This is a genomic window from Parasphingorhabdus sp., assembly GCF_041748495.1.
In the GTDB taxonomy this organism is placed as follows: Bacteria; Pseudomonadota; Alphaproteobacteria; order Sphingomonadales; family Sphingomonadaceae; genus Parasphingorhabdus.
In genome coordinates this window covers 25,872-52,659 of sequence record NZ_JBGTDD010000135.1, presented here as the reverse complement: position 1 = coordinate 52,659, position 26,788 = coordinate 25,872, and the positions used below count along the sequence as shown (strand labels likewise).

Sequence of the window (26,788 nt, the reverse complement as noted above, 5' to 3'; positions counted from 1 at the left end):
TCTGTCTATCTGTTGCAGATTGGCGCACTGGAATTGCAGCGGGGTAACTGGGATAAGGCTCGCCGCTATTTCGAACGTGCGGATGCAGTTTTTCCGGGCTATTGGCTGGCGCAGGCCCATGTGGCCCAGATGGACGCGGCGAAAGGCGATCTGGCGGCGGCGGAAAAATCCTATCTTCGCATCATCGAACGAACCGACAATCCCGATGTGATGGCGGCTTTGGTCACACTATATAAGCATCAGGGCCGCATTCGCGAAGCGGCGGCATGGGCGAAGCGAGCCGGGACAATCTGGGACAAGCGCGTCAGCTTGCTTCCAGAAACCTATTATGACCATGCCTTCGATCATGCAATGGATGCTGGCGATGTAAAGCGAGCATTGGCGCTGGCGCAACAGAACTACTCAACTCGCCCTTATGGCGACGCCGCGATCGGATTGGCGCGAGCACTGGTCGCAAATGGCAAACCGGGATTGGCTGTAAGCTTGCTCGAAAAGCAGGAAAAGGCGGGCTGGCGTTCGGTAGAACTATTTGCTGCGATGATGAGCGCTTATGAGGCTGCCGGTCGAGCCCTGAAGGTGAGCGAGGCCAAGGAAAAGGCACTGGAGATTAGCCCGAAAGCATTTGTAGAGGCAGCCAGCTTGCTGGCGTTCGGCAATCATTAGGTGTCCGTTGTCAGAGCACTTGGTATTGAAAGCTGTTTATATAACAGAGCAGCAGTTGGGTCTGGTTGGTTGATATTAGGCGTCAAGCATGCGGCGGCTCTTCTGGATGGCGTGGGGCTTTGAAAAACCATTTACATAGGCAGCATCCTGGTCGGTGCGCTTCGAGGCAGCTAAGACTTCTGCGATTGCGCTGCTGATTTAGCTTACCGTTTCAAGACATCGCTGAAATGGATTACCGGAAAAGGATTACCGTTTCAGCGCAAGGCTTCTGATGTCAGCTTTCGGCTGCCGCCGGGAAGTTATATCCAAGCAGGCTCTGCGGCCTTTTACAGCTATATATGCAAAGTCAGCCGTGGCTTTCATCAGAGCCCGTGGCGGTCATCGATTAATTCCCAGAAGCGATTGAGCTCTGCTTTAATTTCATTGGGCGACATTTCGGCGAATGCTGTTGGTTTGCGGTGCACCGGTTCGTTTAGCTGGCGATCATTTGCGGACTGGGAATGTGTTTCGTGACCTAAGCCGCTAACGGGATAGGCTGTGGTTTTATGATGGAGGCTGCTATTGTTATTCATGGCTCTCTCCTTTGAAAGTGGAGCAACGGCAAATTTGGTTGGCTGGGGCATATTGCCGGTGCGCAAGGCTGCTAGAGTATCGTGGAGCCAGCTTGAGTTTTTCTGAGATTACCGCTGGATTGTTGGAACTCCAGAAGTTTTCAAGGTCGCGCTGCCGCTGCGACGGAAGTGTTAATACTGGCTGATTCCTCTCAGACTTGAAGTCAGCCCGTGAACGTTGTTTCCAGCGTAATGTCGCAGTTAAGCAATTTGGAGATCGGACAGTTCGCCTTGGCTTCCTTCGCCAACTCGGTAAATTTCGCCTCGTCGATGTCCTGGACCGTCCCGGTAAGGGTTAAATTGGAACGGGTGACAGTAAAGCCGTCTCCGTCCTTTTCTAAAGTAACCTTGGCTGTGGTGTTGAGCGTGCCTTGCTGATGCCCTGCCTCGGCCAGCGCAAAGCTGAGCGCCATCGTAAAACAGCTGGCATGGGCAGCGGCGACCAGCTCTTCGGGATTGGTACCTTTCGCATCCTCGAACCGAGTCTGGAAACCATAAGGCTGATTTTCGAGTGCGCCCGACTGAGTGGAGATATGACCTTTGCCATCCTTGCCAAGACCTTCATATTTCGCAGAAGCGGTGTTGGATGTCATATCCTGTTCCTTAAAATTGTGGTTCAAGAGAATTACGCAAGATGAAGACGATCGTTCCGCTACACTATGAATAAATTGCTCAGGTCCACGCGCGAAATTGGGTGTCTTAGAGTCCGAATGATGATTACTTTTTACTAATATCATAGCTTGGCGATGCGGCGCGTCTGGAGTTGACCTATGACTTCTCCGATTGCGCTGCTTTTTGAGTATACCGTTTCAAGACATGACTGAAATGGATTACCTGAACTGGATTACCAGCAAAAGATTGCCGTTTCAGAACAAGGTTTCTCATGTCTCCTTTCGACTGCCGGTTTCAGCACGCTGTGGGGGCTTTCAAATCTATATACGCAAAGTCAGCCGTGGCTAATTATGAGATCAGGGAGTAGCATCTCGGGCGAAAGCGTCAGCGAAATGGCATCGGGTTCCCCTGAAATTGGTGCGCCGCCCCGTTCATGAATGATGAGGTGGGTCATGGCACAAATCGCTCGTTTATGTGAGTATGTTGAAGTTGATTAATCATTCCGGAACGGAAGTGATGAAGGTGGAGCTTAACGGATGAGTGGTAGTTCATATAACGGTTATAGCTGGCGGCAGAGGAACAAGATTCTGACGGCCTATCATCGCGGTGAGGCTGGTCCTGACTTTACGCTGGCAGGGAAACCCTGCGGTTTATGCGGCGATCCTAACAGAGCGCCCGGTGAATGGCCTTCGGAAGATTATTCTGAGCCATTCTCGTTTCAGCCGCCAGAAAGCTATCCTATGTGCAGATCCTGTCACAGCCGGATACATAAAAGGTTCAATGCGCCAGATGAAGAATGGGAACTTTTCCGCCTTCATCTCGAGGCAGGTGGATACGGTAATGAGTTTGTACCGTTATACCCCAAGACAACAAGACGCTCCATGACCGAACAAATACGTAATGGCTCCATACCAAAAGTTGACCCTATCCGGCCTTTGGATGATCGTTTGCAATGGTGGCGCACTTAACCCCGAATCTTTGGAAGCGCCCTGGGCAAGGCCAAGGCCACTAAGAGCTCGCCCCAGCTTCGTCGAGTATGAAAAAGGCATGCTCGAAATTTCTCTGAGCTCTAAAGAACGTCGGATTCTGTCTCTCCATGCTAATTCGGCTTTCCGCTCAATCACCATGAGCAAGATCGCAGTCGAAGTGCTGGATAATAAAAACCCGTCAGCAGCTAACCTTGTATACGGAAAGCTTGCACATAAAATCGCAGATGAACTCAATTGGGTAGCCGCTCTTCGGAGACAAATATCACGGCCTCCTGATTTTTAGCAGCAGCTCCTTCAATGAAATCTACGATGAGTTGAAAATTAGTTAAAATCTGGTTGATATCTACCCTACCATATACTTCGGAATAAAACTTTAATTAATGATTTAAAGAATTGATATAATGTCATATTTATTCAATTCTGATCTTGATATTATAGATGCTTTACAATCGTAAAGCTGCTGACAAGGAGTCAAGGCAAACATTTATTATCGCCAACATGTTGTCGTTGAGTTGGTTTGAGATCATCGTCAAAATCACGTTTATTCAATGTGCACGTCAGGTTGGATATACGTCGTGCGCAGCACAAAAAGCGGATGTTTCAAAACAACCGATCTTCCCATTTACGGTTGATTGCGAGAACCATCTTTGAAGCTATAGTTTATGTTTAATTTACATAAGCTTAGACTAGCTTAACCATATCGAAACAGCCTAACGTTATGGTCGTTGCCATAGAGGGGGTGTAACGGAATGCCATTAGCTGTCCAATCAAAGCCAAATTCAGCGGACAGGACGATCCCGTTAATATTATTGTTCTAATCGAGGAAATCGTTGTGATTGATGGTTTAAGCAGATCGCTTTTACCCCAAATAGTCGCAAATAATTTTATCGCTGGGATTTTTTGGGATGAAAACCAAAGCCTTGCGCTACTGCTCAACATCGCGCTAATGTTGTTCATTTGGCGGGTAGTTTAAATGCTCTCCCGACAGACTAAAGTGGCGGATGATGGACAGATCAAAGTCGATATTTTCTCGGTCAACGATTATGCCACCAGCGCCTCTAATCATTACGGCATTAATAGAAAAATTGACCAAAAATTGCGTGCCGGTAGAAATACGCCTCAAGTGAAACAGCAGATCGTGAAGTGGCCTGCGCGATCTTTCATCTATTTAGCGCGCCGCCTTATAATTTTAGCAGCTTTGGTCAATACCAGTCTTGCCTTCGCGCAAGAGCGGGTTCCGGCGCGGGAGGACAATGGGGTATCCGAGAGAGAGATAGTCGTTATTGGCCAGAGAACCGGCGAAGTGTTTTTCGACGTTCGCCCTATCGACGAAATTGATGAGAGTGAGATCGGGGCCTTTGCCTCTGGAACTATTGCTGAGCTGCTGGGAGCCTTATCGCCTCAGACAAGAGGAAGCTCGAGAGCCGGCCCCGTTGTTCTCGTAAACGGAAAGCGAATAGGAAGCGTTTCTGAAGTTAGCAGTCTACCTCCTGAAGCGCTTGTGAAAATCCAGATATTTCCCGAACAGCTGGCTCAATCCCTCGGAGCATCTGCCGACCAAAGAGTCGTGAACCTCGTGCTCAAGAAAGATTTTCGGGCGATAACAAATCAGATTTTGGCAAAGCTTCCTACTGCAGGTGCGGGAAACGAATATCAGGGTAGTTTCGACCTCGCTCGCATCGAGGGCAGCAGGCGGTGGAATGTTAGTGCTAGATATTCACGCCGCGAGGCTATTTTTGAAAGTGATCGAACCGTCATTGGCGGGAGGGGGGATCGACAGACACTGCTCCCAAAAAGTGACCGGATAAAATTTTCTGGTGCGTGGTCTGATTATGTGTCTGATGATGTCCAGCTTGACGTAAACGCATCAGTAGACGCTGGTCAAAGTACCGGTAGAGTCGCAAACCGATCAAAACAAGCGCTTGGCGATCCGCCTTTTCACCTAACCCGGCGCAAAAGTCGTGGGGCAAGCTTCGCTGTCTCTGGAAACGGTCAATTGGGTAGCTGGGACTGGTTTACTAGCGGATCAATGGACTGGTCATATTCCGCAAATCGCATTGACCGCCGAACCGCCCTAGCGGCCAATCAGTTTTCCCGGACCGAAGGGCGAACTACAAATTTTCGCGGCAACGCGCTGTTAAATGGAACGGTCGCAAATGTGCCTGCTGGTCCAATATCTGCCAGCGTGGAGCTGAGCATTCTCAAAGAGATCACCAGCGGAAATAGCAATCTTGACGGAATGGTTACCCATTCAAAGATAGCACGCACGAGCAGCGGTACCAAAGCAACGCTAGCCATTCCATTAACCAGTTCGAGTTTTTTCGGCAGCATCGGCCGTCTAACGGCCAATTTTGAAGGCGGCGTGGAGACAGTGTCTAACATTTCTTCCCTTACCGACTATGGTTTTGGGCTGCGCTGGGCTCCACATCCTTCAGTACAAATGAGCGCTTTTTGGTCCCGCAACGAGGACGCACCAAGCGCCAGCGATTTAAGTGATCCTCAAACGTTGACACCTGACGTGACTATATTCGACTTCGTACGCGGCGAAAGCACCGTGGTTGATTTTCTCGAGGGCGGTAATCCTAACTTAAATCCTGAAACCTCCAAGTCGTTTCGTCTTTCCCTGTCTATTCGTCCTGAAGATTGGTCCGACTTTTCATTTAATGCATCATTCGTTCGCCGTCGCCTTGATAACGCGGTAACTTCCATCTCGGTTATATCGCCCGAATTGGCTGACGCCTTCCCCGACCGTTTCATCAGAGGCAAGGATGGCCGGCTGGAACGGTTCGATGTGCGGCCGTTGAATATCGGCCGCTCCAGGCGCGAGAGCGCGAACTGGACAATATCCTGGTCCAAGCAACTCAAGGACCAAAAGGTTTCTGAAGCAGCGGCGCTTGAGAAAGAGAGTGAAAAAAATCAGAAACTGAGCAGCGGCGTGCTCATCTTTTCGCTCGACCACCGGGTGCGGTTACGGGACCAACAAGAGCTACTGCTGAATAGTCAGCCAGTCGATTTGTTGAAGGGTGCGACCGGAGGTTCTTCCAAGCATAATCTCGAATTTAGTGCTCGCGCAATTTATCGCGGCTTGGGAATGAACCTCAATGCAAACTGGGCCAGCGGCTACAAAGCCCGATTTGGCTCACAAGCGCTGAATTACTCAACTCTAGCCCGGTTTGACATTAAATTGTTCGCAAATATCAATGAAGTGATCAGGCAAAATGAGCGGACTCGCTGGACGAAAGGTTTGCGAGCGGAGTTAGCCGTAGAGAACCTGTTTAATAGTCGGAGGAGAATCGTCGATCAGAACGGTGATACGCCGCTGGCATTCCAGCCTAGCTATCTTGATCCGCTTGGCCGTACCATTCAATTTTCGATCCGCAAATTATTCTAAAAATGAAGGAAGGGAGGCTCACGGTAAATTTACGCGAGCCTCCTTTTTTATTGATTAGCAATCAACGAATTTCTACCCGCCAAAATGGTCCAGGTTCCCAAAAACGACACTCGAAACGATCGAGCATATCGCGTTGAAAGTCGGACGCCTTTTGGTCCTGCCGCGAAGCAACGCGTGCGTCGGGATCCTTCCGCTGTCTGTTGATTTCATGTGACAGCGCCGACTGGCATTGGCCCTTGTTCCCAAAACCGCCGGGGTTTGCATTGTTTACGGTGCCACCAGGACCTGCGCCCTCGGGATGGGCTGCCATAGCGGCTCCGGGGACAACAAGTGCCGCGGCAACTAATAGGCTTGTATACTTGATATTCATAAGGTTCCTCCTATTTTCATGTGAACCCCAATAAGGGGCTGACAACAGGCCTTATCCAGAAGCCAGATGTCGAAGCGACCCAGCTTCAGACTTTAATCCAGAGCTGTTCTACCAGAATAGTCGACTCGGGAAATCTGACGGATGCAGTTTTTGTAACACATATTTCAATATTTTGTCTAGTCCATGGGATATTCGGTAGTGTCTCAATTTCAAACTGAGACACTACCGATTTTTTGCGTAACAAATAATGGCCTGCGGGTTTCGAAAAAAAATATAAGGTTATTTAAGTTATTGATAGGAAAGAAACCTGTTGGACATGTCGACCGAGTCACAAGTGCGAGAAGATAGATTATGCACAAAATTGGCTTACGAACATTTCTGGTAAGAGGCGCGTATAGTTCTAGCGACGGCCGGGCTCGCAAAAAGCACTCTCGACTTTTGCCCACCAGCCCCCACGCCTTCCTCCAGTCACGATTTGAGCCTCTTATTAAGACGTCTGTTTTTGGGTCGGGAGCGGAACGTCTGCTTAGCCCGCCCCAATTCCCCGAAGCGGACGGAATGCTGACGGCCCAGAAGCGGATATAGTTCCGCCTCTAACAAAAGCAAAATTTCAAGCTGGCGACGACCGCTCAGTTCCATAGAAAAAGGCGGGCCTCTTTTCGAGGTCCCGCCAGATTTTTTCTAGAACAAAGAGCGAAAAAAATGGAGAGCGATACTCTGCTCCCCGGATGTTTGTCTAGTTGACGGCGTCTTTCAAACCCTTGCCGGCTTTGAATTTTGCTTGTGTCGACGCAGGAATCTGCATCGGTTCGCCAGTGCGCGGGTTGCGACCGGTCGAAGCTTTGCGCTTGGAAGTCGAGAATGTACCGAAGCCTACGAGACGAACTTCGCCTCCGCCGGAAAGTGCCTTGGTGATCGAGTCAAATACGGCATCAACCGCTTTACCGGCATCGCTCTTGCTTAGGCCGCTATGATCCGCAACGTTACTGATAAGATCCTGTTTATTCATTATGGGAATCCCCCCTTCTCTAATGGCAATTCGATTGAATCGCATCTTTGTCTGGCGGCAGTAATGCGAAATAATCCCAGTGAGTCAAAGAAAAACCGCCGTTTTCTGCGCCAGACCCCCATTTTTTGCGTCAAACGACAGGAAATGGGACGAACGGTTGCGGAGCCGTGTCGGTTTCAATTATTATCCGGCAGCATTTCACGATTGTTTCAAAAGTGCGACTCGATCATGAAAGTCTATCAATGCCGCGCGGCGGAACCCGTATCATCGGTAACCGGAGCGGTGGCATGGCTGGCCAGTTCGTCGGCATCGCTCCACTCGATCGGCTCCACTTTTTCGGTGAGGGCTTCGGCCAGCACTTCATCGACATGTTTTAGCGGAATGATCTTGAGTTGCGAGGTGATATTGCCCGGGATCTCGACGAGATCCTTTTCATTGTCGGCCGGAATCAGCACCGTGGTTATGCCGCCGCGCAGCGCCGCCAGCAATTTTTCCTTCAGTCCGCCAATTGGCAATATCCGACCACGCAATGTCACTTCGCCGGTCATCGCAACATCGCGCCGCACCGGAATCCCGGTCAGGGTCGAAACGATCGCGGTCACGATCCCGACACCCGCCGACGGGCCATCTTTCGGTACCGCACCCTCGGGCAAATGGATATGGATATCCTTGCGACTGAAGAAACTCGGTTTGATGCCGTAGGAAGGCGCCCGCGCTTTCACGAAGGAGAGCGCCGTCTGAATCGACTCGTTCATCACATCACCAAGCTTGCCGGTGGTCTTGATCTGTCCCTTGCCGGACACGGTCACGGATTCGATCGTCAGCAGTTCGCCGCCCACTTCGGTCCAGGCCAGACCGGTGACAGCACCGACCTGATTTTCTTCCTCACCGACCCCATGACGGTATTTTTGCACCCCGGCATATTCCGAGAGATTGTCGGGGGTGATCTCCACAGTCTTATACTCGCCTTCGAGTATCCGGCGCAGCGCCTTGCGGGCCAGCTTGGCAATCTCGCGTTCCAGCGTCCGCACACCGGCTTCGCGGGTATAATAGCGGATCAGATTGCGTAGCGCGTCCTCGCGCAGGACAAACTCCTCCTTTTTCAGGCCATGGGCATCAATCTGCTTTTCGATCAGATGGCGTTTGGCTATTTCGACTTTCTCGTCTTCGGTATAGCCCTCCAGCCGGATGATCTCCATCCGGTCGAGCAATGGCTGCGGCAGATTGAGCGAGTTGGCAGTGGTCACGAACATCACATCCGACAGATCGATATCGATCTCGAGATAATGATCCTGAAACTTGTCATTCTGCTCCGGGTCCAGCACTTCGAGCAAAGCCGATGCCGGATCGCCTCGGAAATCCTGGCCCAGCTTGTCGATTTCGTCGAGCAGGAACAACGGATTGGAAGTGCCCGCCTTCTTCAGATTGGAGACAATCTTGCCCGGCAGTGATCCGATATAGGTCCGGCGATGCCCGCGGATTTCCGCTTCATCGCGGACGCCGCCAAGCGACTGACGGACGAATTCGCGTCCGGTGGCGCGGGCGATCGAGCGGCCCAGCGAGGTCTTGCCGACGCCGGGGGGGCCGACCAGGCATAATATCGGGCCTTTCAGCTTGTTCGTTCGCGTCTGCACAGCCAGATATTCCAGGATCCGTTCCTTGACTTTTTCGAGCGCGAAATGGTCGTCATCCAGCACCTTTTCGGCCTGTTTGAGGTCTTTCTTGAGCCGCGACTTCTTGCCCCAGGGCAGTCCGAGCAGCACATCAAGATAGTTGCGTGTCACCGTTGCCTCTGCCGACATCGGCTGCATGCCCTTGAGCTTTTTGAGCTCTGCGGTCGCCTTGGCTTTCGCTTCCTTGGAAAGTTTCAGCTCCTTGATCTTCTTGCCCAGTTCGGCGAGCTCGTCGCCCTCGCCGTCTTCGCCGTCGCCCAGTTCCTTCTGGATCGCCTTCATCTGTTCGTTCAGATAATATTCGCGCTGGGTCTTCTCCATCTGGCGCTTGACGCGGCCGCGGATTTTCTTCTCGACCTGCAAAACACCAAGTTCGCCTTCCATGAAGGCAAAGACCATTTCCAGGCGTTTGGTGGGATCGCTCTCCATCAGCAGGCTCTGCTTGTCGGAGACTTTCACATTGATGTTCGCGGCGACCGCATCGGCGAGTCGCGAGGCATCCTCGATCTCGCCCAATTGCACGACCGTTTCCGCAGGCATCTTCTTGTTGAGCTTCGAATAATTTTCAAACTGGTCGACCACGGAGCGCATCAGCGCCGAGGTCTGGGCATCATCGTTCAACTGCTCATCGAGCAGTTCGACCGCCGCCAGGACATAGCCGTCCGACTGGTCTTCGAGTGAAAGATGCGTGGCGCGCTGCTTGCCTTCGACCAGCACCCGAACAGTGCCATCGGGCAATTTGAGCAATTGCAACACAGTCGCAACCACCCCGAGATCATAAAGCTGATCGCGCGCCGGATCGTCTTCCGCCGGATCGAGCTGGGCAACGAGGAAGATTTCCTTGTCTGAATCCATCGCCTTTTCAAGCGCAACCACAGATTTGTCGCGACCGACAAACAGCGGCACGATCATATTCGGAAAAACCACGATGTCGCGCAAAGGCAACAATGGCAGCGCCTTGGATTCAGGGGCAGGATTGGCTTCGAATTCGGACATTTTTACTCCAGCATGTTGCGCTGCAACAGCGCTTCTGTCCACTATATGGTGCCTGTTGGAGACACTTCAAGCGGAATGCGTCCGATCCGCGGACCGGCCTAAAAGGGCAGTTTAAAACCTGGGGGTAACTGCATGCCGCTGGTCATCTTGCCCATTTCCTCGCTGCTCACTGAATCAGCTCGGTTCCGGGCGTCGTTGAAAGCTGCTGCAACCAGATCCTCCAGCATCTGCTTTTCGTCGGCCCGCATCAGACTATCATCGATTGTCACCGCCAGCACCCGGCCTTTTGCGGTCGCCTTGACCTTGACCAGTCCGCCGCCAGCTTGCCCCTCGACTTCGATGCTATCCAGCTTTTTCTGCGCTTCTTCCATCTGCGACTGGACCTGCTGTGCTGCCTCCTGGGCGGCCTTCATCATTTCTTCCATTGATTTCATTGTCATGCGCTCCTTGATTCTTTGGGGCGAGGATCCTCGTCCTCAAGCAATATGGCATCGGGAAAGGCTTCAAAGGCCGCTCTCACCAACGGAGCATCGAGGATCGCCTGACGCTCTGCATCCCTGGCCTGCTGCTGTTGTTCGACAAGGCTCGGCTGCGCCTCGCCCTGCCCTTCAGTGATCGTCCAGTCGCAACCCGTCTCCTGCTTCAACGCATCAGCGATTTTTCGGATATCGGAATCGGCGATCGGCCGGGCCGGTTGATAGACGATGGCGGGGGCTTGAAAGGATATCACCCGCATGTCGGCAATCAATATGCTTTCCAGAACTGCCGAGACCCGCCCGACGGTTTTCACCGCATCGGTAAATTGCTCTGGTAGCCCGCCAGCTCGTGGGGCTTCTGCAGGCGCAGGATTGGCTTGCGCGACAGGCTCCGCCAGCGGCACTGTGGTCTGTTGGCTTTGCGGTTCACCAATGGTCGCGGGAACGCTTTTCTCCAGCATTATGGACAGTTTTCCGGGATCCGGTAACTCAGCGGCACAAAGCACCCGGAGCAAGGACATTTCGCAGGCTTCGCGGGGCAGATGGGCCTGCTGGACTTCCTGATAACCCTTGAGCAGCAATTGCCACAGCCGGTGCAGAACCGGATAAGAAAGCTGGTCGGACCAATCGGAAAATTTCTGCCTCGCCTCCTCCGACAAGGTTGGATCACTGGCGCGGCCGACCTTTAACAGGGTAACCTGATGCGACAGCGACAGCAGCCCGTTCATCAGCGCCAGGGGCTCCACACCAATCCTATATTGTTCCGCGATCGCATCCAGCAAGGCGGCGGAATCACCTTCCAGCAATCTGGCGAACAGCCGCCGGACCGCGCTGCGGTCCGAAAGGCCAAGCATATCCCGAATCTGGGCGGCCTTCACCTGTCCGTCGCCATCCATATCGGCATGGGCAATCGACTGATCGAGGATCGAAAGACCGTCGCGGACAGACCCTTCCGCCGCCTGCGCGATCAGATCAAGCGCTTCCTGCTCCGCGGTCACCCCTTCCTTGCCAACGATCATCCCGAAATGATCAGACAGTTGTTCGGCACTGATCCGTTTCAGATCGAAGCGCTGACAACGGGACAGGACGGTGATCGGAACCTTGTTCACCTCGGTCGTTGCGAAGATGAATTTCACATGCGGTGGCGGCTCTTCGAGCGTCTTCAACAGCGCGTTGAACGCATTTTTCGACAGCATGTGGACTTCATCGATAATGTAGATTTTATAGCGCGCCGAAACGCTGGAATAACGCACCGCTTCAATGATCTCGCGGACATCATCGACGCCAGTATGGCTGGCCGCGTCCATCTCGATGACATCGATAAAGCTACCCGTTGCGATACTCCGGCATGGTTCGCAATGGCCGCACGGATCGATTGTCGGCCCGCCCTGCCCGTCTTCGCCAATACAGTTGAGTGCCTTGGCGATCAGCCTGGCGGTGGAGGTTTTTCCGACCCCGCGCACACCGGTCATCAGGAAGGCATGGGCAAGCCGATCGCGCTTGATCGCGTTGCCCAGCGTCTGGACCATCGCATCCTGTCCGATCAGTTCGGAAAATCTGGACGGCCGATATTTGCGCGCTAGCACCCGATAAGGTTGCGCCGCGCCCGGCGCTGGCTGGTCCGGCGCTTCGACGCCGGTGGCGGCAAATATATCTTGTGAATCGGACATGAAGTTTCAGTTTAGGCGAGACAGGCGATCTTGTCGAAGGCTTATCAGTGCCCGACGAGCATTGTGTCAAAATTAACTGCGAGTAGGAGCCGGGCGACCCGCAGAAAAATCGTTGCGGCTGCTTCCTTCCGGACCTGACCGGGTTGGCGACAACTACGTCCACCCGACTCCCGCCGCGCATATGGTGGGACTGTGGCCAAAATGCAAGCCGTTAGATTGCCGGGGATTGCGTTAGCCAATCTGCATATTGTGGCTTTCGATTGGCAAGTGAACGGTCAGGCCATCCAGTTCGGCGGTCAGCGTGATCTGACACGCCAGTCGGCTGGTCCGTCGCGCACCAGCGGCCAAATCGAGCATATCCTCTTCCATTTCGCTCGCGTCGGGCAATTTGTCGAAATCTGCCGTTTCGACAATCACATGACAGGTCGAGCAGGCCATTTGGCCCTCGCAGGTGCCTTCCAGCGGCTGGTCATGAATCTGCGCGACGGTGAGCAGATTATCGCCTTCCGATGCCTCGGCAGAAAGCGTTTGTTCGCCGTCGGAACTGACAAAATGGACCGTGATCTTGGTCATGATAACTGGTTCTCCGCTGCTTGATTGATCAGCTGTGCTGCCTGTTCCACCTCTTCGATGCTGTTATAGCGCCCGAATCCCAGACGGATCGATGATTTTATCTGTGCCGGCTCCAGTCCCAGCGCTGCGAGCACGTGGCTGGGCCGTCCAGAACCGCTGGCGCAGGCCGATCCGGCAGAAAATGCCACGCCCCGGACATCGGACATCAAGCGGGCAATATCAAGACCGTCGCGGCGGATATTCAGATTGCCGGCGTAGCGCTGATGAAGCGACCCGTTCACTGTCCAGTCGCCGAACAGGCTCTGAGCCCTCGTTGCCAGACCAGCGATATGGGTCTTATCCTGCTGATGCCGCTCGGCGCATATTTGTGCCGCAACCCCCAATCCGGCGCAGAGCGCTGGAGAAAGGGTCCCGGACCTGATCCCCTGCTCCTGCCCCCCTCCATGGATCAGCGGTGGCAGATCGATCCCGTCGCGCACCCACAGCGCGCCAATGCCCTTGGGACCGTAGATCTTGTGCCCGGACAGCGCGATCAGATCCGCGTGCTGAGGAATATCGACCCGGCCAAAACCCTGCACCGCATCGCAGAGCATCAGCGCGCCGGCCCGGTGCGCCATGTCCGTGATCTGCTCGACCGGCTGGATTACTCCAATCTCGTTATTGACCAGCATCGCGCCAACCAGCGCCGTTTTCGATCCGAGACAGGATGCCAGTTCTTCCAGATCGACCAACCCGTCCCGGCCGACCGGCAGCAAACGGCTATCAAATCCCTGGGTCCCATACCAGAGAGCGGTGTCGCGCACCGCGGCATGTTCGGTGTCGATAACGGCAATCTGATCGCGCCCCTGGCCAGCCATGGTGCGCGCGGACCCAAACGCCAGATTGATCGCTTCGGTCGCGCTACCAGTGAATATCACTCGCCCGTTCTTCGGCAGGAGACCCGCCACCTGGTCCCGCGCGACTTCAACGGCAGCAGCGGCCCGTCGGCCGATCACATGCGGACTGTGCGGATTGCCGAAATTGTCTTTCAGCCAGGGCAGCATCGCATCGAACACCTCCGGTGCGAGCGGCGTGGTCGCCTGATTATCCAGATAGATGGGTTTCATCATCCGGCCTCAGCTGTGCCTGGATTCTGCAAAAATCGACTGCCACTTGTCGATGAAGGCGTAAATATGCGTCCGGCTGGTGTCGCGGCCGATACTGACCCGGATCACTTCGCGCGCCACTTGCGGGTCGGTACCCATCGCTTCCAGCACATGGCTGGTCTTCAGCGTTCCGGATGAACAGGCACTGCCGGCGGACACTGAAAATCCGGCCATGTCGAATTTGATCAGCTGGGTATTCGCGGCCACGCCGGGCATATGGTAGCTGGCAATCGTGGCAATGCGCGGCGCTGTCTGGGCGATCACCGCACCCCCTTCCTTCCGGATCGCATCATCGAGATGCTGGCGCAGTTCCGCCGCGCGCCCCGCCCAATTGGCGGGCGCTTCCAGCGCCGCGGTCATGCCCATGATATAGGGGAGATTCTGGGTGCCGGACCGGTAGCCCTGTTCCTGCCCGCCATCGGCATGGAGCAGCCGCAGATCCTTGACCAGCAGGGCACCGACACCGGGAGGGCCACCGAATTTATGTCCGGCAACAATGATCAGATCGGCATCTGGCAAGGGCAGTTTCCCGACCGATTGGGAACAATCAGCCAGCAGATAGCTGCCCCGGTCACGCACGACTTTGGCCAGCGTATCCAGATCCTGCATCACCCCGGTTTCATTATTGACCGACTGGATCGCCACCAGCGCCGGCCCCTCGGCACTTTTCAGCAGATGGTTCAGGTTCATCGGCACGACCATGCCGTTCATATCGACCGGAACGGGTTTCGCATCACGCGCAAAACGCAGCACCACATCATGTTCGACCGGCGTGACATATTGAAGCGCGGGCTTTGACTTCGTCAATGCGATCTGGATCGCTTCGCTTGCCCCGCTGGTGAAAATCACATCGCCTTGCCAGCCCAAGGCGTCCTTGAATCGCCGCCGCGCATTTTCCAGCATCGCCTGGGCCGCTCGCCCGTCGCCATGCGGCGAGGACGGGTTGGCCCAATGCTCGAAACCCTCTGCACAGGCCTTTTTCGCGGCATCGAGCATCGGCGCAGTGGCGGCATGATCGAGATAGATGCGTTGGGGGTCGGTCACGATAGGGGCAAAAACTCTCTGGCTAGCGGGATTGAGTTGCGGATTTGTTGACTCTTCCTATATAGGCGCTGCATCCAGCGCAAAAGCTATTCTAAATTCTCGCGCGCTGGATCGTTTAATTTTGATCGAAGAATTGAAAATCCATGCCAGATGTAATTTTTACCGGGCCAGAAGGCCGCCTCGAAGGCCGATTCAGCCCTGGTCCGCGTGACCGGGCACCGGTTGCCATGATCCTTCATCCCCACCCGCAAGCGGGCGGCACGATGAACGACCGGATCACCCAGGCGATGTACAAAACCTTCGTGAAACGCGGCTTTGCTACCTTGCGATTCAATTTTCGCGGCGTGGGCCGTTCCCAGGGCGTGTTCGACAACGGTATCGGCGAATTGTCCGATGCGGCGGCAGCACTCGACTGGGTGCAGAGCTTTCATCCCGAGGCCCAGACCACTTGGATCGCCGGCTACAGCTTTGGCGCATGGATCGGCATGCAGCTGCTAATGCGCCGTCCGGAAATCCGCGGCTTCATCTCCGTCTCTCCGCCAGCCAATATGTATGACTTCAACTTCCTCGCTCCCTGCCCGTCCTCGGGTATCATCGTGCAGGGCGTCAATGATGAAGTCGTCACTCCGAGCGCGGTCCAGAAACTGGTCGACAAGCTGCGGACCCAGAAACATATCACCATCCATCATGACGAGATTCCCCGCGCCAATCATTTCTACGAGAATGAGATGGAATTGTTGATGGGGTCGATCGACAATTATCTCGACATGCGGCTCGCGCCGGATTCACCGATCAAATAAATTCAGTCGCCAGACTGAGGTGAAACCGGCTGATTGCTCTCGGGCACAGGGATTGACCCAATTCCGACATTGGCGAACATCACGGCGGCAGCGACAAGCATCAGCCAGCCCTGCTTTCTGTTGATGCCCTTGCGCAACACGTAGATTCCGCCCGCCAGCAGCGCAGCTCCCGCCAGCATGAGCACGGATAAAATCAGGTTCGACATGAAACGATCGTTATCGGCTGAGCGACAAGCTGACAATCAATTGTTTCCGTGGTTGTCCGGCTTGCTTCTCTCTGGATCCAGTTGGGCATAACCTTGCCGACAGCGGTTCAAGAAGCAGATTGCTCTTGGGGCGGATTTTTGCTAGAACAAATATAGAACATATCGAGCAGAAACGGATTTGTCGGCTTGGAATCGGAACCACCTCTGTTGATCATTGATCCCACGGCGGAAGCCTGTGATCTGGCGCGACTGCCATTTTGCGAGGCCGCGAAGGGCAGAATATCGGTCAACCAGGCAAAATTCACGGATCTGGAGAACGTCGAAGTCATTGTCGATGCCATGCCCTTCCTGCTCTCCCGCCTGACCGCTGCAGAAACCATCCAGCGATTGGCTGCCAGAAAGGACGAACCACATTTGTCTGACGTCCTGTTGCCGATGAATTCTGCCATTGGCGTCGCGCCGAGAGACAATCTGACCAGCGCCAGACATCTGTCGGAGGTTAATCAGCATCTGCTGCTGCTCGGCAGTTGGATCGGCGAAAGCGTGGATGCCACCGCTGCCGCTTGGTTACCCGCTCGCACAATATTGCCATTCGCCGAATTCGATCAGCTGGCCAGGCACTATCTGGAGAATGGCCTGTTCCCGACATCATTCCAGACGTCATTCTCCAAGACAGGCGACGGCTGTTTCGCGACCCTCGGCCTGGATTATTTTGCCGGGCAGGAAATCCGCATGACCGCACCGCCGGACTATAGCCCGTCCGACCTCCGCCAATGCCTGGCCCCCATCATCGATACGATCGCAACGCGTGGCAAGATCAACCGGCCCGCCCGATCAACCGGCTTGAACGAAGGCGAGACACTGATCTGCACGCCTAACGACGACCTGCAATTTGTCGACATCATCATCCAGCGCGGTGCATTGGACAGCATCCCGCCAAACCGATAACGCCAGTCAGGCCGCGGTCGGCGCCGCTTCCCGCACATTCTGGTCGACATGCTCGGCAAATTGCTCGAAATTGTTGATGAACAATTTGACCAGCTTTTGCGCGGTTTCGTCATAGGCGCTGGGGTCGGACCAGGTCGAACGCGGATTGAGAATCTGGCTATCCACGCCGGTTACCGATACCGGCACTTCAAAGCCGAAATTATCATCAACCCGGAATTCACCGTCGTTCAGGCTGCCATCCAGAGCGGCATTGAGCAGGGCCCGGGTTGCCTTGATCGGCATCCGGTTGCCTTCGCCATATTTGCCGCCGGTCCAGCCGGTATTCACCAGCCAGCAACGCACCCCGCCCTTGGCAATCCGTTCCTTCAGCAAATTGCCGTAAACCGACGGATGACGTGGCATGAACGGTGCACCGAAGCAGGTCGAGAAAGTCGCTTCCGGCTCGGTCACGCCGATTTCGGTGCCCGCCACCTTGGCGGTGTAGCCGGAGAGGAAATGATACATCGCCTGCTCGGGCGTCAGGCGCGAGATGGGAGGCAATACGCCGAACGCATCGGCGGTCAGCATGATGATATTCTTTGGCACCGGACCCATATTGTCGGCCGAAGCATTGGGGATGAATTCGATCGGATAGGCGCCGCGGGTATTTTCCGCCTTGCTATTGTCATCCAGATCCAGTTCCCGGCTGTCCATGTCCATCACGACATTTTCCAGCACGGTCCCGAAGCGGCGCGTGGTCGCATAGATTTCCGGCTCGGCTTCTTCCGACAGCCGGATCATCTTGGCATAGCAACCGCCTTCGAAATTGAACACGGCGGTATCCGACCAGCCATGCTCGTCATCACCGATCAGCACGCGGCTGGCATCCGCCGACAATGTGGTCTTGCCGGTCCCTGACAGACCAAAGAAAATCGCGGTATCGCCCTCTGGTCCGATATTCGCCGAGCAATGCATCGGCATAACCGAATCGAGCGGGAGCAGATAGTTGAGCAGCCCGAAAACGGATTTCTTCATCTCGCCAGCATAAGCGGTTCCGCCGATCAGGATCAGTTTTTCGGTCAGATTGACCGCGATGACCGTTTCGCTACGAGTGCCGTGGCGCGCCGGATCGGACTTGAAACTCGGCAGATCGATGATCGTATATTCCGGCTCGAACGCTGCAAGCTCGTCGGTGCCGGGCCGGACCAGCATCGTACGAATGAACAGATTGTGCCAGGCCAGTTCGTTGATGATGCGGACATTGACCCGATGCTCCGGCTGCGAGCCGCCAAACAGATCCTGAACGAACAATGTTTGCTTTTCTGACAGGGCTGCGAGGAAATCCTCTTTCAGTGCCGCAAAATGTTCCGGTGTCATACCGACATTGGTTTTGCCCCACCATACGCTGTCTTCGGTTTCGGCATCTCGCACGATGAACTTGTCATTGGCGGAACGGCCAGTGTGCTTGCCGGTTTCCACAACCAGCGGGCCGTCTTTGGCCAAATGCCCTTCGCCCCGGGAAACAGCTGCCTCGACCAGAGCGGGAGCACCGAGATTCCAGTGCTGCTCGGCCGAATTGGCAAAACCTTGATCATTTAATGAAACCGGCGAAATTTTTGACACTGATAATCCCCTATGGCTTGAAACAGGTTGAGGTCCCGCCGATGAGGCGAATTTGAAACGGCGCTTACTGAACCCTGTCGAGTCGGTCAAATTTCTTCCCCACGACCTGGCAAAAATTTCATATTTCCCGCCAGATCGCGAATCCCGGTGACGAAATTGCTACCGACAAGCTGTCTTGTAACCTATTATCCCATCCACTAGGTCACTTCCAGCGCGAGCAGCAAAGGAATGCAACAAAAAATATGTCAGCCAATATTGCTCTTGTCGACGATGACCGCAACATATTGACCTCTGTGTCGATTGCCTTGCAGGCCGAGGGCTTCATTACCCGAGTCTATTCGGACAGCGAAGCAGCGCTGCATGCCATATTGGAAAACCCGCCGGATCTGGCGGTGTTTGATATCAAAATGCCGAAGATGGACGGGCTTGAACTGCTCCGGAGGGTCCGCGAAAAATCAAATGTCCCGGTCATCTTCCTGACCTCCAAGGACGAAGAACTGGACGAGGCACTCGGCCTCGCCATGGGAGCCGATGATTACATTAAAAAGCCGTTCTCGCAGCGGCTGTTGATCGCTCGTGTTCGATCAATCTTGCGGCGCACTGAATTCATCAATTCGTTGGACGAAGGCGCGGAAGACGAAGCCACCGAACCATTGGTACGCGGCAATCTGGAAATGGATCCTGCACGTCATCTGGTCCGCTGGAAAGACGTCAATGTGACCCTGACGGTCACCGAATTCATGATCCTGGAGACGCTGGCGCACCGACCGGGCGTTGTCAAAAGCCGCAACCAGCTGATGGACGCGGCCTATCAGGACGATGTCTATGTCGACGATCGCACGATCGACAGCCATATCAAGCGACTGCGCCGAAAATTTCGGGAAGTCGATCCCGAATTTGATGCCATAGACACGCTATATGGAGCCGGCTATCGCTATACGGAATAACGATCGGCAAGAGCGAGATAGCGGCCTGACGCTCGGTTGGTCAGCCCGGCTCTCGCTCACCACCCGTATCTTGGTCGTCAATGTCCTAGCGATTGCCTTGCTGGCCGGAGGCCTGTTCTATCTCAACAATTATCGCGACCGGCTAACCGAAGAACGACTGGCGCAGGCGAGACTGCAACTGACGATCGTCGCCGATGCTTTATCCGCCGCGGATGCACCGGATGTAAACCCGCTCATTCGTCAGTTTTCCGATGATCTCGACGCCCGGCTCCGGATTTATGCACCAGATGGCACCAAGGTCATCGACAGTTTTGCGCTGGCCCAGCCAACCTATCGGTTCATTGACCCGGAGGCCGAACCCTGGCGCAAGGATGCCGCCCGCATATTGGACCGGACCATTGAAAATTTCGTGTTCAGCAAACCAATTCCGGATTTCAGCGAACCAGCCAGTGATGCGATGGAACAATGGCCCGAGCTTGTCGCTACCCAAGGCAGCACGCGCGCAGTCAGTTCGGTGAGTTTGGCGCCGGACCGCACACCGGTCATTGTGGCAGGAAAATCGCTTCCCGACGATACCGGCTCCATCCTTTTGACCGCCAACGCTCGCGATATCACGCGGATCGTCAGAGCCGAACGATCCAGCGTGCTGCTGGTGATACTGGTTGCGGCAACGGTGTCGATCCTGCTTTCGCTGTTCCTCGCCAGAACCATTGTCCAGCCGATCAGAAAACTGGCCCGCGCAGCGTTGCGCGTCCGGATGGGCCGATCCGACGAAATCGCAATTCCCCGAATGCCGGACCGGCGCGACGAGATCGGCCAGCTCAGCCGCGCCCTGTCCGACATGAGCGCGGCGCTGCGCCACCGGATCAACGCCACCGAGGCTTTCGCCGCCGATGTCAGCCATGAAATCAAGAACCCCCTTGCCTCGCTCCGGTCCGCGCTGGAGGGACTGGAACGGGTCGATGATCCGGAATTGCAGAAACAGCTTCTCGACGTGGCCAAGGATGATGTGCGCCGGATCGACCGGCTGATCAACGACATCTCCGATGCTTCCCGGGTCGATGCCGAGCTGGCCCGGGCCAAATTTGAACCGATCGATATCGGCAATATGCTGGAGCAACTGCTGGCAGCGCGCGAACAGCGTGCCTCCAATCTGGGCGTGCATATCGCTTTCGCGCGACCGGCGAAGGATGTCGCCAAAGTGATGGGAGATGGCGGCCGTCTGGAGCGTGTGTTCAGCAATCTATTGGACAATGCTGTTTCCTTTTCGCCCGATGGCGGTCTGGTGGAGATATTGGCCACCCCGGATGGTGATGAAATTGTCATCCATGTCGCGGATCAGGGTCCGGGTGTTCGTCCGGAGCAGCGCGAACAGGTGTTCCAGCGGTTCCATTCGGCCAGACCCGATGGCGAAATGTTCGGCAAGCATAGCGGGCTGGGGCTGGCAATCGCCAGGACGATCGTCGAGGGTCATCAGGGCAGGATCAGCATATTGGACCGAGACGGCGGCCAATCGGGTGCCTGTTTCGAGATTCGTCTGCCAAAGGCACCCGGATGACAAGCACAGCGGAGGAGGATGATCAGGTGACCGTGCACGCCACGGCCGTAGCCATTTCGGGTGCGGGCTTACTGATCCGCGGAAAATCAGGGTCGGGCAAGTCCGATCTCGCCTTGCGCCTGATCGACCGTGGGGCGACCTTGATCAGTGACGACTATGTCGTCGTCAGCCGCGAGAAGGACCAACTCTTGCTCGGTCCTCCCCCTAATCTAGCTGGCAAACTCGAAATCCGCTCGCTGGGGATATTCGAATGCGAATATCTTGCCGGCATAGCGCTCAAGCTGGTCGTCGACTTGAAGGACTGTCCCGACCGGTTTCCCCTGGACAGGCAGATCAGGATTTTGCTGGGAATAGCGGTGCCATCCTGTACATTGGACGCTATGGAATCGAGCGCAGATATCAAGGCGGAATGGGCCTTGCAACGCATAGGGCGGGGCACCACAGAATCATGAATGGAAAAACGGCAAAACCAGTCCTGCTGGTTACCGGCCTTTCCGGCGCTGGCAAAACCACAGCATTGAAAACGCTGGAAGATATTGGTTGGGAGACCGTCGACAATTTTCCGTTCCGTTTGATCGAACGCTTGCTGGAAACACCGCCTTCTATGTCCCGCGGCGACAGCGATCCGCCGCTGGCACTGGGATTCGATAGCCGGACCCGGGGATTCGAACCCAACAAGCTGATCAAACGGGTCAAGCGTCTGCAGAAAAAACAGGATTATCTGATCTCGACGCTCTATCTGGATTGCGCCGGAGGCGAACTGGAACGGCGTTATGGCGAGACCCGTCGGCGGCACCCGCTGGCCCTGGACCGACCGGCTAAAGAAGGCATCGCGTTGGAACGGACCCTGCTCGATCCGTTTCGCCGCTGGGCAGACCATGTCATCGATACCACCGACCTGACCGCTAACGATTTGCAGCGCGAAATCCGGCAATTGTTCACGCTCGACAAGGATACGGTCACGACGATCACCCTCACCAGCTTCGGCTTTTCCCGGGGAATTCCCAATAATATCGACCTGTTGTTCGATGTGCGCTTTCTGTCCAACCCGTTCTGGGAACCGAACCTCAAGCTGATGACTGGACTAGATGCAGAGGTTGCAGAATATATCGGCCAGGATCCCGCCTATGCCGAAGCGATGGAAAAGATTCTCGACCTGCTCAAATTCCTGCTTCCCCGCTATCAGGACGCCGGCAAAGCCTATGTCAATATCGGTATCGGCTGTACCGGCGGACGGCACCGATCGGTACATGTTGCCGAACGACTGAGCAAAGACTTGCGCGCCAGCGGCTTTTCCCCCAATGTCCTGCATCGCAACTTGGCGTCTAGGCCAATGGAAGCGCTGGAATCTATGCAGAAACTGGACGGGAACAGGGGCATTTAATCGGTATGATTGGATTGGTTCTCGTGACACACGGGCAGCTGGCAACGGAATTTGTCATTGCCATGGAGCATGTGGTTGGCCCGCAAAAGGCAATCGCCGCGATTGGTATCGGTGCGCGTGACGATATGGAAGAACGCCGCAAGGAAATTGCTGATTGCATTACCAAAGTGGATTCCGGCCAAGGGGTCATCATTCTCACCGACCTGTTTGGCGGCACGCCATCCAATCTTGCTATTTCCCTGATGGAAAAGGGCAAGGTTGAAGTCATCGCCGGCGTCAATCTGCCGATGCTGATTCGACTCGACGGCGCTAGAAAATCTATGGATATCGTCTCCGCCATCGCCGCTGCCAAGGAAGCCGGCAAAAAATATATCAGCGTGGCATCGGAAATATTGGGAAGCGACGCATGAGCGAAGTTCGCAAGATCGTCGCCATCACCAACAGCCGCGGCCTGCACGCCCGGGCGAGCGCGAAATTCGTGACCTATGTCAGCAAATTGCCCGTCGCTCTCGACGTCAGGGTGGCGAAAGACGGCACCGAGGTGACCGGCACCTCGATCATGGGCCTGATGATGCTGGGTGCCGCCAAGGGCGACAGTATCGAGATCATCGTTGCCGGCCCGCAGGCAGAGAGCGCGCTCGAGAAGCTGACGGGGCTGGTCGTCGACGGATTCGGTGAAGACTGAACCGATGCGCCACCAGATTAGCGGCTTTTCCAATCCGACGATAAAGCGGCTGAGGAGCCTGCGGGAAAAAAAGCATCGCAAACGCGAAGGCCTCTTCCTCGCTGAAGGACTGCGCATTCTGACCGAGGCGCTGGACAGCGGCAGGACACCCAGAATATTGGTGGTTGTCGAAGATACCGAACTGCACCCGCTGGCGCAAAAGATCGAGGCCGCCACACTTGCCGCAGGCGGGGATGTCATCGAAACCAGCGAAGCGATCATCGCCAAGCTGTCCGGAAAATCCAACCCGCAGTCTATCATCGGCATCTACCCCGATCATCCGGTCCCGCTGGATGAACTGGATCGATCCGAGTCCGATATCTGGCTGGTCGCCCAGTCGCTGCGCGACCCCGGAAATCTCGGCACGATATTGCGTACCGGCGATGCGGTTGGCGCAGGCGGCCTGATCCTGATCGACGAATGCGTCGACCCCTTTTCGGTCGAGTCGGTGCGCGCCAGCATGGGTGCCATTTTTACCCAGCGGGTCGCCCAGACCCGCTGGCCGGAATTTTTATCCTGGCTGCGCAGCGGTCCCGGCGCGCTGGTCGGCACCAGTCTCAACACCGAAAATGACTATCAGTCGGTCCGCTACAAACCCCCGACCTTCCTGCTGATCGGCAATGAAGCGCAGGGTTTGCCGGAGGAATATGAGGCCGCTTGCGACACGCTGGTAAAAATGCCGATGATGGGCAGAGCCGACAGTCTGAACGCCGCCGTCGCCGCCGCCGTCATGGCATATGAAGTCCTGAACCAAAGCCGCAAGAGATAATTGGAATTCCGTCACCCCCTATGTTAGCTTGAACGCGGAGGGGAAAAAAATGAAAAAATCTATATTGCTGATGCCGCTTGCTGCTCTGACGCTGTCAGCCTGCGAGGAACCTGCGGCGACACCGGTCGTGGAAGAATCGATCGGTGACTATTCCGCGATCGGCACCCAGCCGGGATGGACCGTCGAGATAAAGGACGAGCAAATCGCCTTCACGTCGCAGAACGGAAAAGATTTCAAACTTGCTGTCCAACGGGCGAAGAAAACCGACAGCGGATGGGAAGTCAGAGGCTTTTCCGATCTTCACAATATCAACATCAACATCACCAGCGGAGCCGAATGCAGCGATGGCATGAGCGACCGCACCTATGCCGATACGGTGAAGGTAGAAGCCAGCGATAGCGGGATGCTGAACGGTTGTGGTGGTGCCTTCACCGAAGGACCGGACGGTCCGCCCTAGGGCCTATTCGGCGGCTTCGTCGCCGATCACCCGGTCATCTTCGATCAGCCTGTCGCTCACCGTATCGCTATAGCGGGGCAGCGCCTCGATTTCCGGCACGGGTTCAAGATCTTTCTTGCCGGTCTCAATCTGCAGCTCCGCGAACTTGCGCCCGGTCGCCATGATATTGCGCTCGAAGCTACCGACAAATTTGTTATAATTGCCGACCGCGCTGCCAAGCCCTGATCCCATGCGTTTCAGATGTTCGCCCGCGACCGCTAGCCGGTCGTACATCTCCTTGCCGAGCTGACCGATCTGCTTGGCTTCCGCAGCCATTTTTTCCTGCCGCCAGACACCCGCCACCGTACGCGCGATTGCGACGAGATTGGTCGGTGTCGCCAGCAGCACCTTCTTCTCGAATGCATGGTCCCACAAGGTCGGTTCATGCTCGAGCGCGGCGGCGAGAAAATGCTCGCCCGGTACGAACATGATCACATAATCCGGCGCGTCCTCGAACTGGTCCCAATAGGCCTTTTTCGACAGGCCATCGATATGCGCCTTCATTGAATTGCAATGGCGCGCCATGGCAAAGCTGCGCGCCGCATCGTCATCCGCCTCGAATGCATCCTGATAGTCGTTGAGCGAAACCTTGGCATCAATCACCAGCTTGCGTCCGCCCGGCACGTTGATCACCGCATCAGGGCGCAGCCGCCCTTCATCGGTGTCGATGCTCTGCTCGGTGACAAAATCGGTATGTTCGGAAAGCCCGCAGGTTTCGAGCACATTCTTGAGTTGCTGCTCCCCCCAGCGGCCGCGCGATTTCGGTGCATTGCGCAGCGAGTTGACCAGTCGCGCCGCTTCCTGCTGCACCCGGTCCTGCCCCTGGCGGACCTGTTCGATGGTGGCGCTGATCCCGGCATAGGATTCAGTCCGCTCCTTCTCGATCTTGGTAATCGACGCTTCGTAAGTCGCCAGCCGCTCGTGCACCGGCTGCAGCAATTTGGCGATTTTCTCGCCGCCTTTTTCATTGGCCTGATCGAAGCGCTGATCGGCCCGCTCGAGAAACTGCCGCTGGGCGGTTTCCAGCATTTTGGCGCCGATCTCGGAAAATTGCGCCGACAGGGCCTCTTTCGCTTCGAGCAATTGCTGCATCTGCTTTTCATGATTGCGGGCGTCGGCCTGCAGCGCAGCCAGTTCGGTTCGCGCCGCGTCCCGCTCATCGCGGACACCGTCTAGCGTGATCCGCAGCGCATCGGTTGCCTGGGCGGCCTCTTTTGCGGCTTGCGCTGCGTCCTTGGTCGGCTTCCCGCCAACGAACCAGCCCAGCGCCAGACCGCCCAGAAGAGCGATGACGATGGCGACAATGGCGATGATCGGGTCCAAATTAACTCACTTTCCGACAAGAACGAAAAGAGAACCTAGAATTGTTTTTCTGAATAGGCAATAGACGACCTGACCGCCATATTCGTCATAATCGCATACTCGGCACAATCGCCATACTCGTCATCCTGAAACGAGTTCAGCATGACGAATTAACTGGGTCACGTGGGAGGCTGCTTGGAATCCTAAGCGGCGATGCCATGTTCCTTGCGCAATTTCGCAAGCTTCTTCAGCACCATCTGCCGTTTCAGCCGCGACAGATGGTCGATGAACAATATGCCTTCGAGATGGTCCATCTCGTGCTGTAAACAGGTCGCCAGCAGGCCTTCGATCTGCTCTTCATATTGCTTGCCGTCCGTGTCCTGCCAGCGAGCGGTAATCACCGCCGGGCGCTCGACTTCGGCATATTGGTCGGGCACCGACAGACAGCCTTCGCTATAGATGCTCAGGTCTTCCGACGGATCGAGTATCTCGGGATTGATGAAGACCCGCGGGTCGTTGATCACGCCATGGTCATGGTCGCAATGCTCGCCATGATCATGCTCGTGCGGTGCCGGTTCCTGCAGATCGATCACCAGCACGCGCTTGGGCACGCCGACCTGAATCGCCGCCAGTCCAATGCCCGGTGCGTCATACATTGTCTCGAACATGTCGCTGACCAGCTTCTTCAGCTCGTCATCAAAGGTGGTGACCGGTTCGGACACGGTTTTCAGGCGCGGATCAGGCACCTCTAGGATCGGTAATATAGCCATGATGCAAATTTAGGGATTCCGGCGGGATTCGTCAAGCTGCCACAATCCATACCCGGGCAA

26 protein-coding genes and 1 other RNA gene are annotated in these 26,788 nt (G+C 55.4%); 12 read left to right on the top strand and 15 right to left on the bottom strand.

The annotated features are described in order from the left end of the window. The coding region (locus ACEW8J_RS12065) for a tetratricopeptide repeat protein (RefSeq protein WP_373491888.1) at positions 1–663 on the top strand (663 nt) is incomplete at its 5' end. 362 nt (positions 664–1,025) lie between these two features. Here the strand turns inward: ACEW8J_RS12065 and ACEW8J_RS12060 are convergent. Further along, entirely contained in the window at positions 1,026–1,235 is a 210-nt protein-coding gene (locus ACEW8J_RS12060; protein WP_373491887.1) for a hypothetical protein, read from the bottom strand. Between the two features lie 203 nt (positions 1,236–1,438). Next, the gene (locus tag ACEW8J_RS12055) at positions 1,439–1,867 is read right to left on the bottom strand and encodes an OsmC family protein (RefSeq protein ID WP_373491886.1); all 429 of its coding nucleotides are present in this window, start codon (positions 1,865–1,867) and stop codon (positions 1,439–1,441) included. A gap of 1,981 nt (positions 1,868–3,848) precedes the next feature. Between ACEW8J_RS12055 and ACEW8J_RS12050 the strand changes: the two genes are divergently transcribed. After that, a complete protein-coding gene (locus ACEW8J_RS12050) occupies positions 3,849–6,266 on the top strand; it encodes a TonB-dependent receptor plug domain-containing protein (RefSeq protein WP_373491885.1) in 2,418 nt (805 codons plus the stop codon). Between the two features lie 61 nt (positions 6,267–6,327). Here the strand turns inward: ACEW8J_RS12050 and ACEW8J_RS12045 are convergent, their stop codons facing one another. From ACEW8J_RS12045 to ACEW8J_RS12005, 9 genes are all read right to left on the bottom strand, one after another. Next, positions 6,328–6,636 (bottom strand): hypothetical protein, encoded by a 309-nt coding sequence (locus ACEW8J_RS12045; RefSeq protein WP_373491884.1) that lies wholly within the window; start codon positions 6,634–6,636, stop codon positions 6,328–6,330. A gap of 736 nt (positions 6,637–7,372) precedes the next feature. Then, positions 7,373–7,645, bottom strand: coding sequence for an HU family DNA-binding protein (locus tag ACEW8J_RS12040; protein WP_373491883.1), 273 nt, complete (start codon positions 7,643–7,645; stop codon positions 7,373–7,375). 239 nt (positions 7,646–7,884) lie between these two features. Continuing rightward, entirely contained in the window at positions 7,885–10,314 is a 2,430-nt protein-coding gene (gene lon, locus ACEW8J_RS12035) for an endopeptidase La (RefSeq protein ID WP_373491882.1), read from the bottom strand. Between the two features lie 98 nt (positions 10,315–10,412). Beyond that, complete coding sequence (locus tag ACEW8J_RS12030) at positions 10,413–10,748, bottom strand: YbaB/EbfC family nucleoid-associated protein (RefSeq protein WP_373491892.1); 336 nt, start codon at positions 10,746–10,748, stop codon at positions 10,413–10,415. A 2-nt stretch (positions 10,749–10,750) separates the two neighbouring features. After that, complete coding sequence (locus ACEW8J_RS12025) at positions 10,751–12,460, bottom strand: DNA polymerase III subunit gamma/tau (protein WP_373491881.1); 1,710 nt, start codon at positions 12,458–12,460, stop codon at positions 10,751–10,753. Between the two features lie 79 nt (positions 12,461–12,539). Further along, positions 12,540–12,634: signal recognition particle sRNA small type (gene ffs, locus ACEW8J_RS12020), an RNA gene on the bottom strand. Positions 12,635–12,691: 57 nt separating this feature from the next. Further along, positions 12,692–13,033 carry a 2Fe-2S iron-sulfur cluster-binding protein gene (locus tag ACEW8J_RS12015; RefSeq protein WP_373491880.1) on the bottom strand — a complete coding sequence of 114 codons (342 nt, stop codon included), beginning with the start codon at positions 13,031–13,033 and terminating at the stop codon, positions 12,692–12,694. Next, on the bottom strand, positions 13,030–14,142 hold the full coding sequence (locus tag ACEW8J_RS12010) for a cysteine desulfurase family protein (protein WP_373491879.1): 1,113 nt from the start codon (positions 14,140–14,142) through the stop codon (positions 13,030–13,032). Before ACEW8J_RS12010 ends, ACEW8J_RS12015 begins: the two co-directional genes overlap by 4 nt. A 6-nt stretch (positions 14,143–14,148) precedes the next feature. Continuing rightward, on the bottom strand, positions 14,149–15,222 hold the full coding sequence (locus tag ACEW8J_RS12005) for a cysteine desulfurase family protein (protein WP_373491878.1): 1,074 nt from the start codon (positions 15,220–15,222) through the stop codon (positions 14,149–14,151). Between the two features lie 143 nt (positions 15,223–15,365). On the opposite strand from ACEW8J_RS12005, the gene ACEW8J_RS12000 reads away from it, so the two are divergent. Beyond that, positions 15,366–16,022, top strand: coding sequence for an alpha/beta hydrolase (locus tag ACEW8J_RS12000; RefSeq protein ID WP_067199204.1), 657 nt, complete (start codon positions 15,366–15,368; stop codon positions 16,020–16,022). A gap of 2 nt (positions 16,023–16,024) precedes the next feature. Here ACEW8J_RS12000 and ACEW8J_RS11995 read toward each other — a convergent pair whose 3' ends face one another. After that, positions 16,025–16,228 carry a hypothetical protein gene (locus ACEW8J_RS11995; RefSeq protein WP_373491877.1) on the bottom strand — a complete coding sequence of 68 codons (204 nt, stop codon included), beginning with the start codon at positions 16,226–16,228 and terminating at the stop codon, positions 16,025–16,027. Between the two features lie 207 nt (positions 16,229–16,435). Here ACEW8J_RS11995 and ACEW8J_RS11990 point away from each other — a divergent pair, with 207 nt between their 5' ends. Further along, a complete protein-coding gene (locus tag ACEW8J_RS11990; protein WP_373491876.1) occupies positions 16,436–17,176 on the top strand; it encodes a hypothetical protein in 741 nt (246 codons plus the stop codon). Positions 17,177–17,182: 6 nt separating this feature from the next. Here ACEW8J_RS11990 and ACEW8J_RS11985 read toward each other — a convergent pair whose 3' ends face one another. Continuing rightward, entirely contained in the window at positions 17,183–18,778 is a 1,596-nt protein-coding gene (locus tag ACEW8J_RS11985; protein WP_373491875.1) for a phosphoenolpyruvate carboxykinase, read from the bottom strand. Positions 18,779–19,020: 242 nt separating this feature from the next. Here ACEW8J_RS11985 and ACEW8J_RS11980 point away from each other — a divergent pair, with 242 nt between their 5' ends. The 8 genes from ACEW8J_RS11980 to ACEW8J_RS11945 are packed head-to-tail and all read left to right on the top strand — an operon-like array spanning position 19,021 to position 24,617. Continuing rightward, on the top strand, positions 19,021–19,725 hold the full coding sequence (locus ACEW8J_RS11980) for a response regulator (protein ID WP_373491874.1): 705 nt from the start codon (positions 19,021–19,023) through the stop codon (positions 19,723–19,725). Next, positions 19,697–21,283 carry an ATP-binding protein gene (locus ACEW8J_RS11975; RefSeq protein WP_373491873.1) on the top strand — a complete coding sequence of 529 codons (1,587 nt, stop codon included), beginning with the start codon at positions 19,697–19,699 and terminating at the stop codon, positions 21,281–21,283. The genes ACEW8J_RS11980 and ACEW8J_RS11975 overlap by 29 nt, the downstream gene beginning before the upstream one ends. After that, complete coding sequence (locus ACEW8J_RS11970) at positions 21,280–21,735, top strand: HPr kinase/phosphorylase (protein WP_373491872.1); 456 nt, start codon at positions 21,280–21,282, stop codon at positions 21,733–21,735. Before ACEW8J_RS11975 ends, ACEW8J_RS11970 begins: the two co-directional genes overlap by 4 nt. Continuing rightward, complete coding sequence (rapZ, locus tag ACEW8J_RS11965) at positions 21,732–22,667, top strand: RNase adapter RapZ (RefSeq protein ID WP_373491871.1); 936 nt, start codon at positions 21,732–21,734, stop codon at positions 22,665–22,667. The genes ACEW8J_RS11970 and rapZ overlap by 4 nt, the downstream gene beginning before the upstream one ends. A 5-nt stretch (positions 22,668–22,672) precedes the next feature. Further along, on the top strand, positions 22,673–23,077 hold the full coding sequence (locus ACEW8J_RS11960) for a PTS sugar transporter subunit IIA (RefSeq protein ID WP_373491870.1): 405 nt from the start codon (positions 22,673–22,675) through the stop codon (positions 23,075–23,077). After that, positions 23,074–23,352, top strand: coding sequence for an HPr family phosphocarrier protein (locus ACEW8J_RS11955; RefSeq protein ID WP_373491869.1), 279 nt, complete (start codon positions 23,074–23,076; stop codon positions 23,350–23,352). Before ACEW8J_RS11960 ends, ACEW8J_RS11955 begins: the two co-directional genes overlap by 4 nt. 4 nt (positions 23,353–23,356) lie before the next feature. Beyond that, positions 23,357–24,160, top strand: coding sequence for a TrmH family RNA methyltransferase (locus tag ACEW8J_RS11950; RefSeq protein WP_373491891.1), 804 nt, complete (start codon positions 23,357–23,359; stop codon positions 24,158–24,160). Between the two features lie 49 nt (positions 24,161–24,209). Beyond that, on the top strand, positions 24,210–24,617 hold the full coding sequence (locus tag ACEW8J_RS11945) for a hypothetical protein (protein ID WP_373491868.1): 408 nt from the start codon (positions 24,210–24,212) through the stop codon (positions 24,615–24,617). A gap of 3 nt (positions 24,618–24,620) precedes the next feature. On the opposite strand, the gene ACEW8J_RS11940 is transcribed toward ACEW8J_RS11945, so the two are convergent. Together ACEW8J_RS11940 and def are read right to left on the bottom strand one after the other, a co-directional pair. Continuing rightward, positions 24,621–25,979 carry a DNA recombination protein RmuC gene (locus ACEW8J_RS11940; protein WP_373491867.1) on the bottom strand — a complete coding sequence of 453 codons (1,359 nt, stop codon included), beginning with the start codon at positions 25,977–25,979 and terminating at the stop codon, positions 24,621–24,623. A gap of 182 nt (positions 25,980–26,161) precedes the next feature. Continuing rightward, a complete protein-coding gene (gene def, locus ACEW8J_RS11935) occupies positions 26,162–26,728 on the bottom strand; it encodes a peptide deformylase (RefSeq protein ID WP_373491866.1) in 567 nt (188 codons plus the stop codon). Positions 26,729–26,788 lie beyond the last annotated feature (60 nt).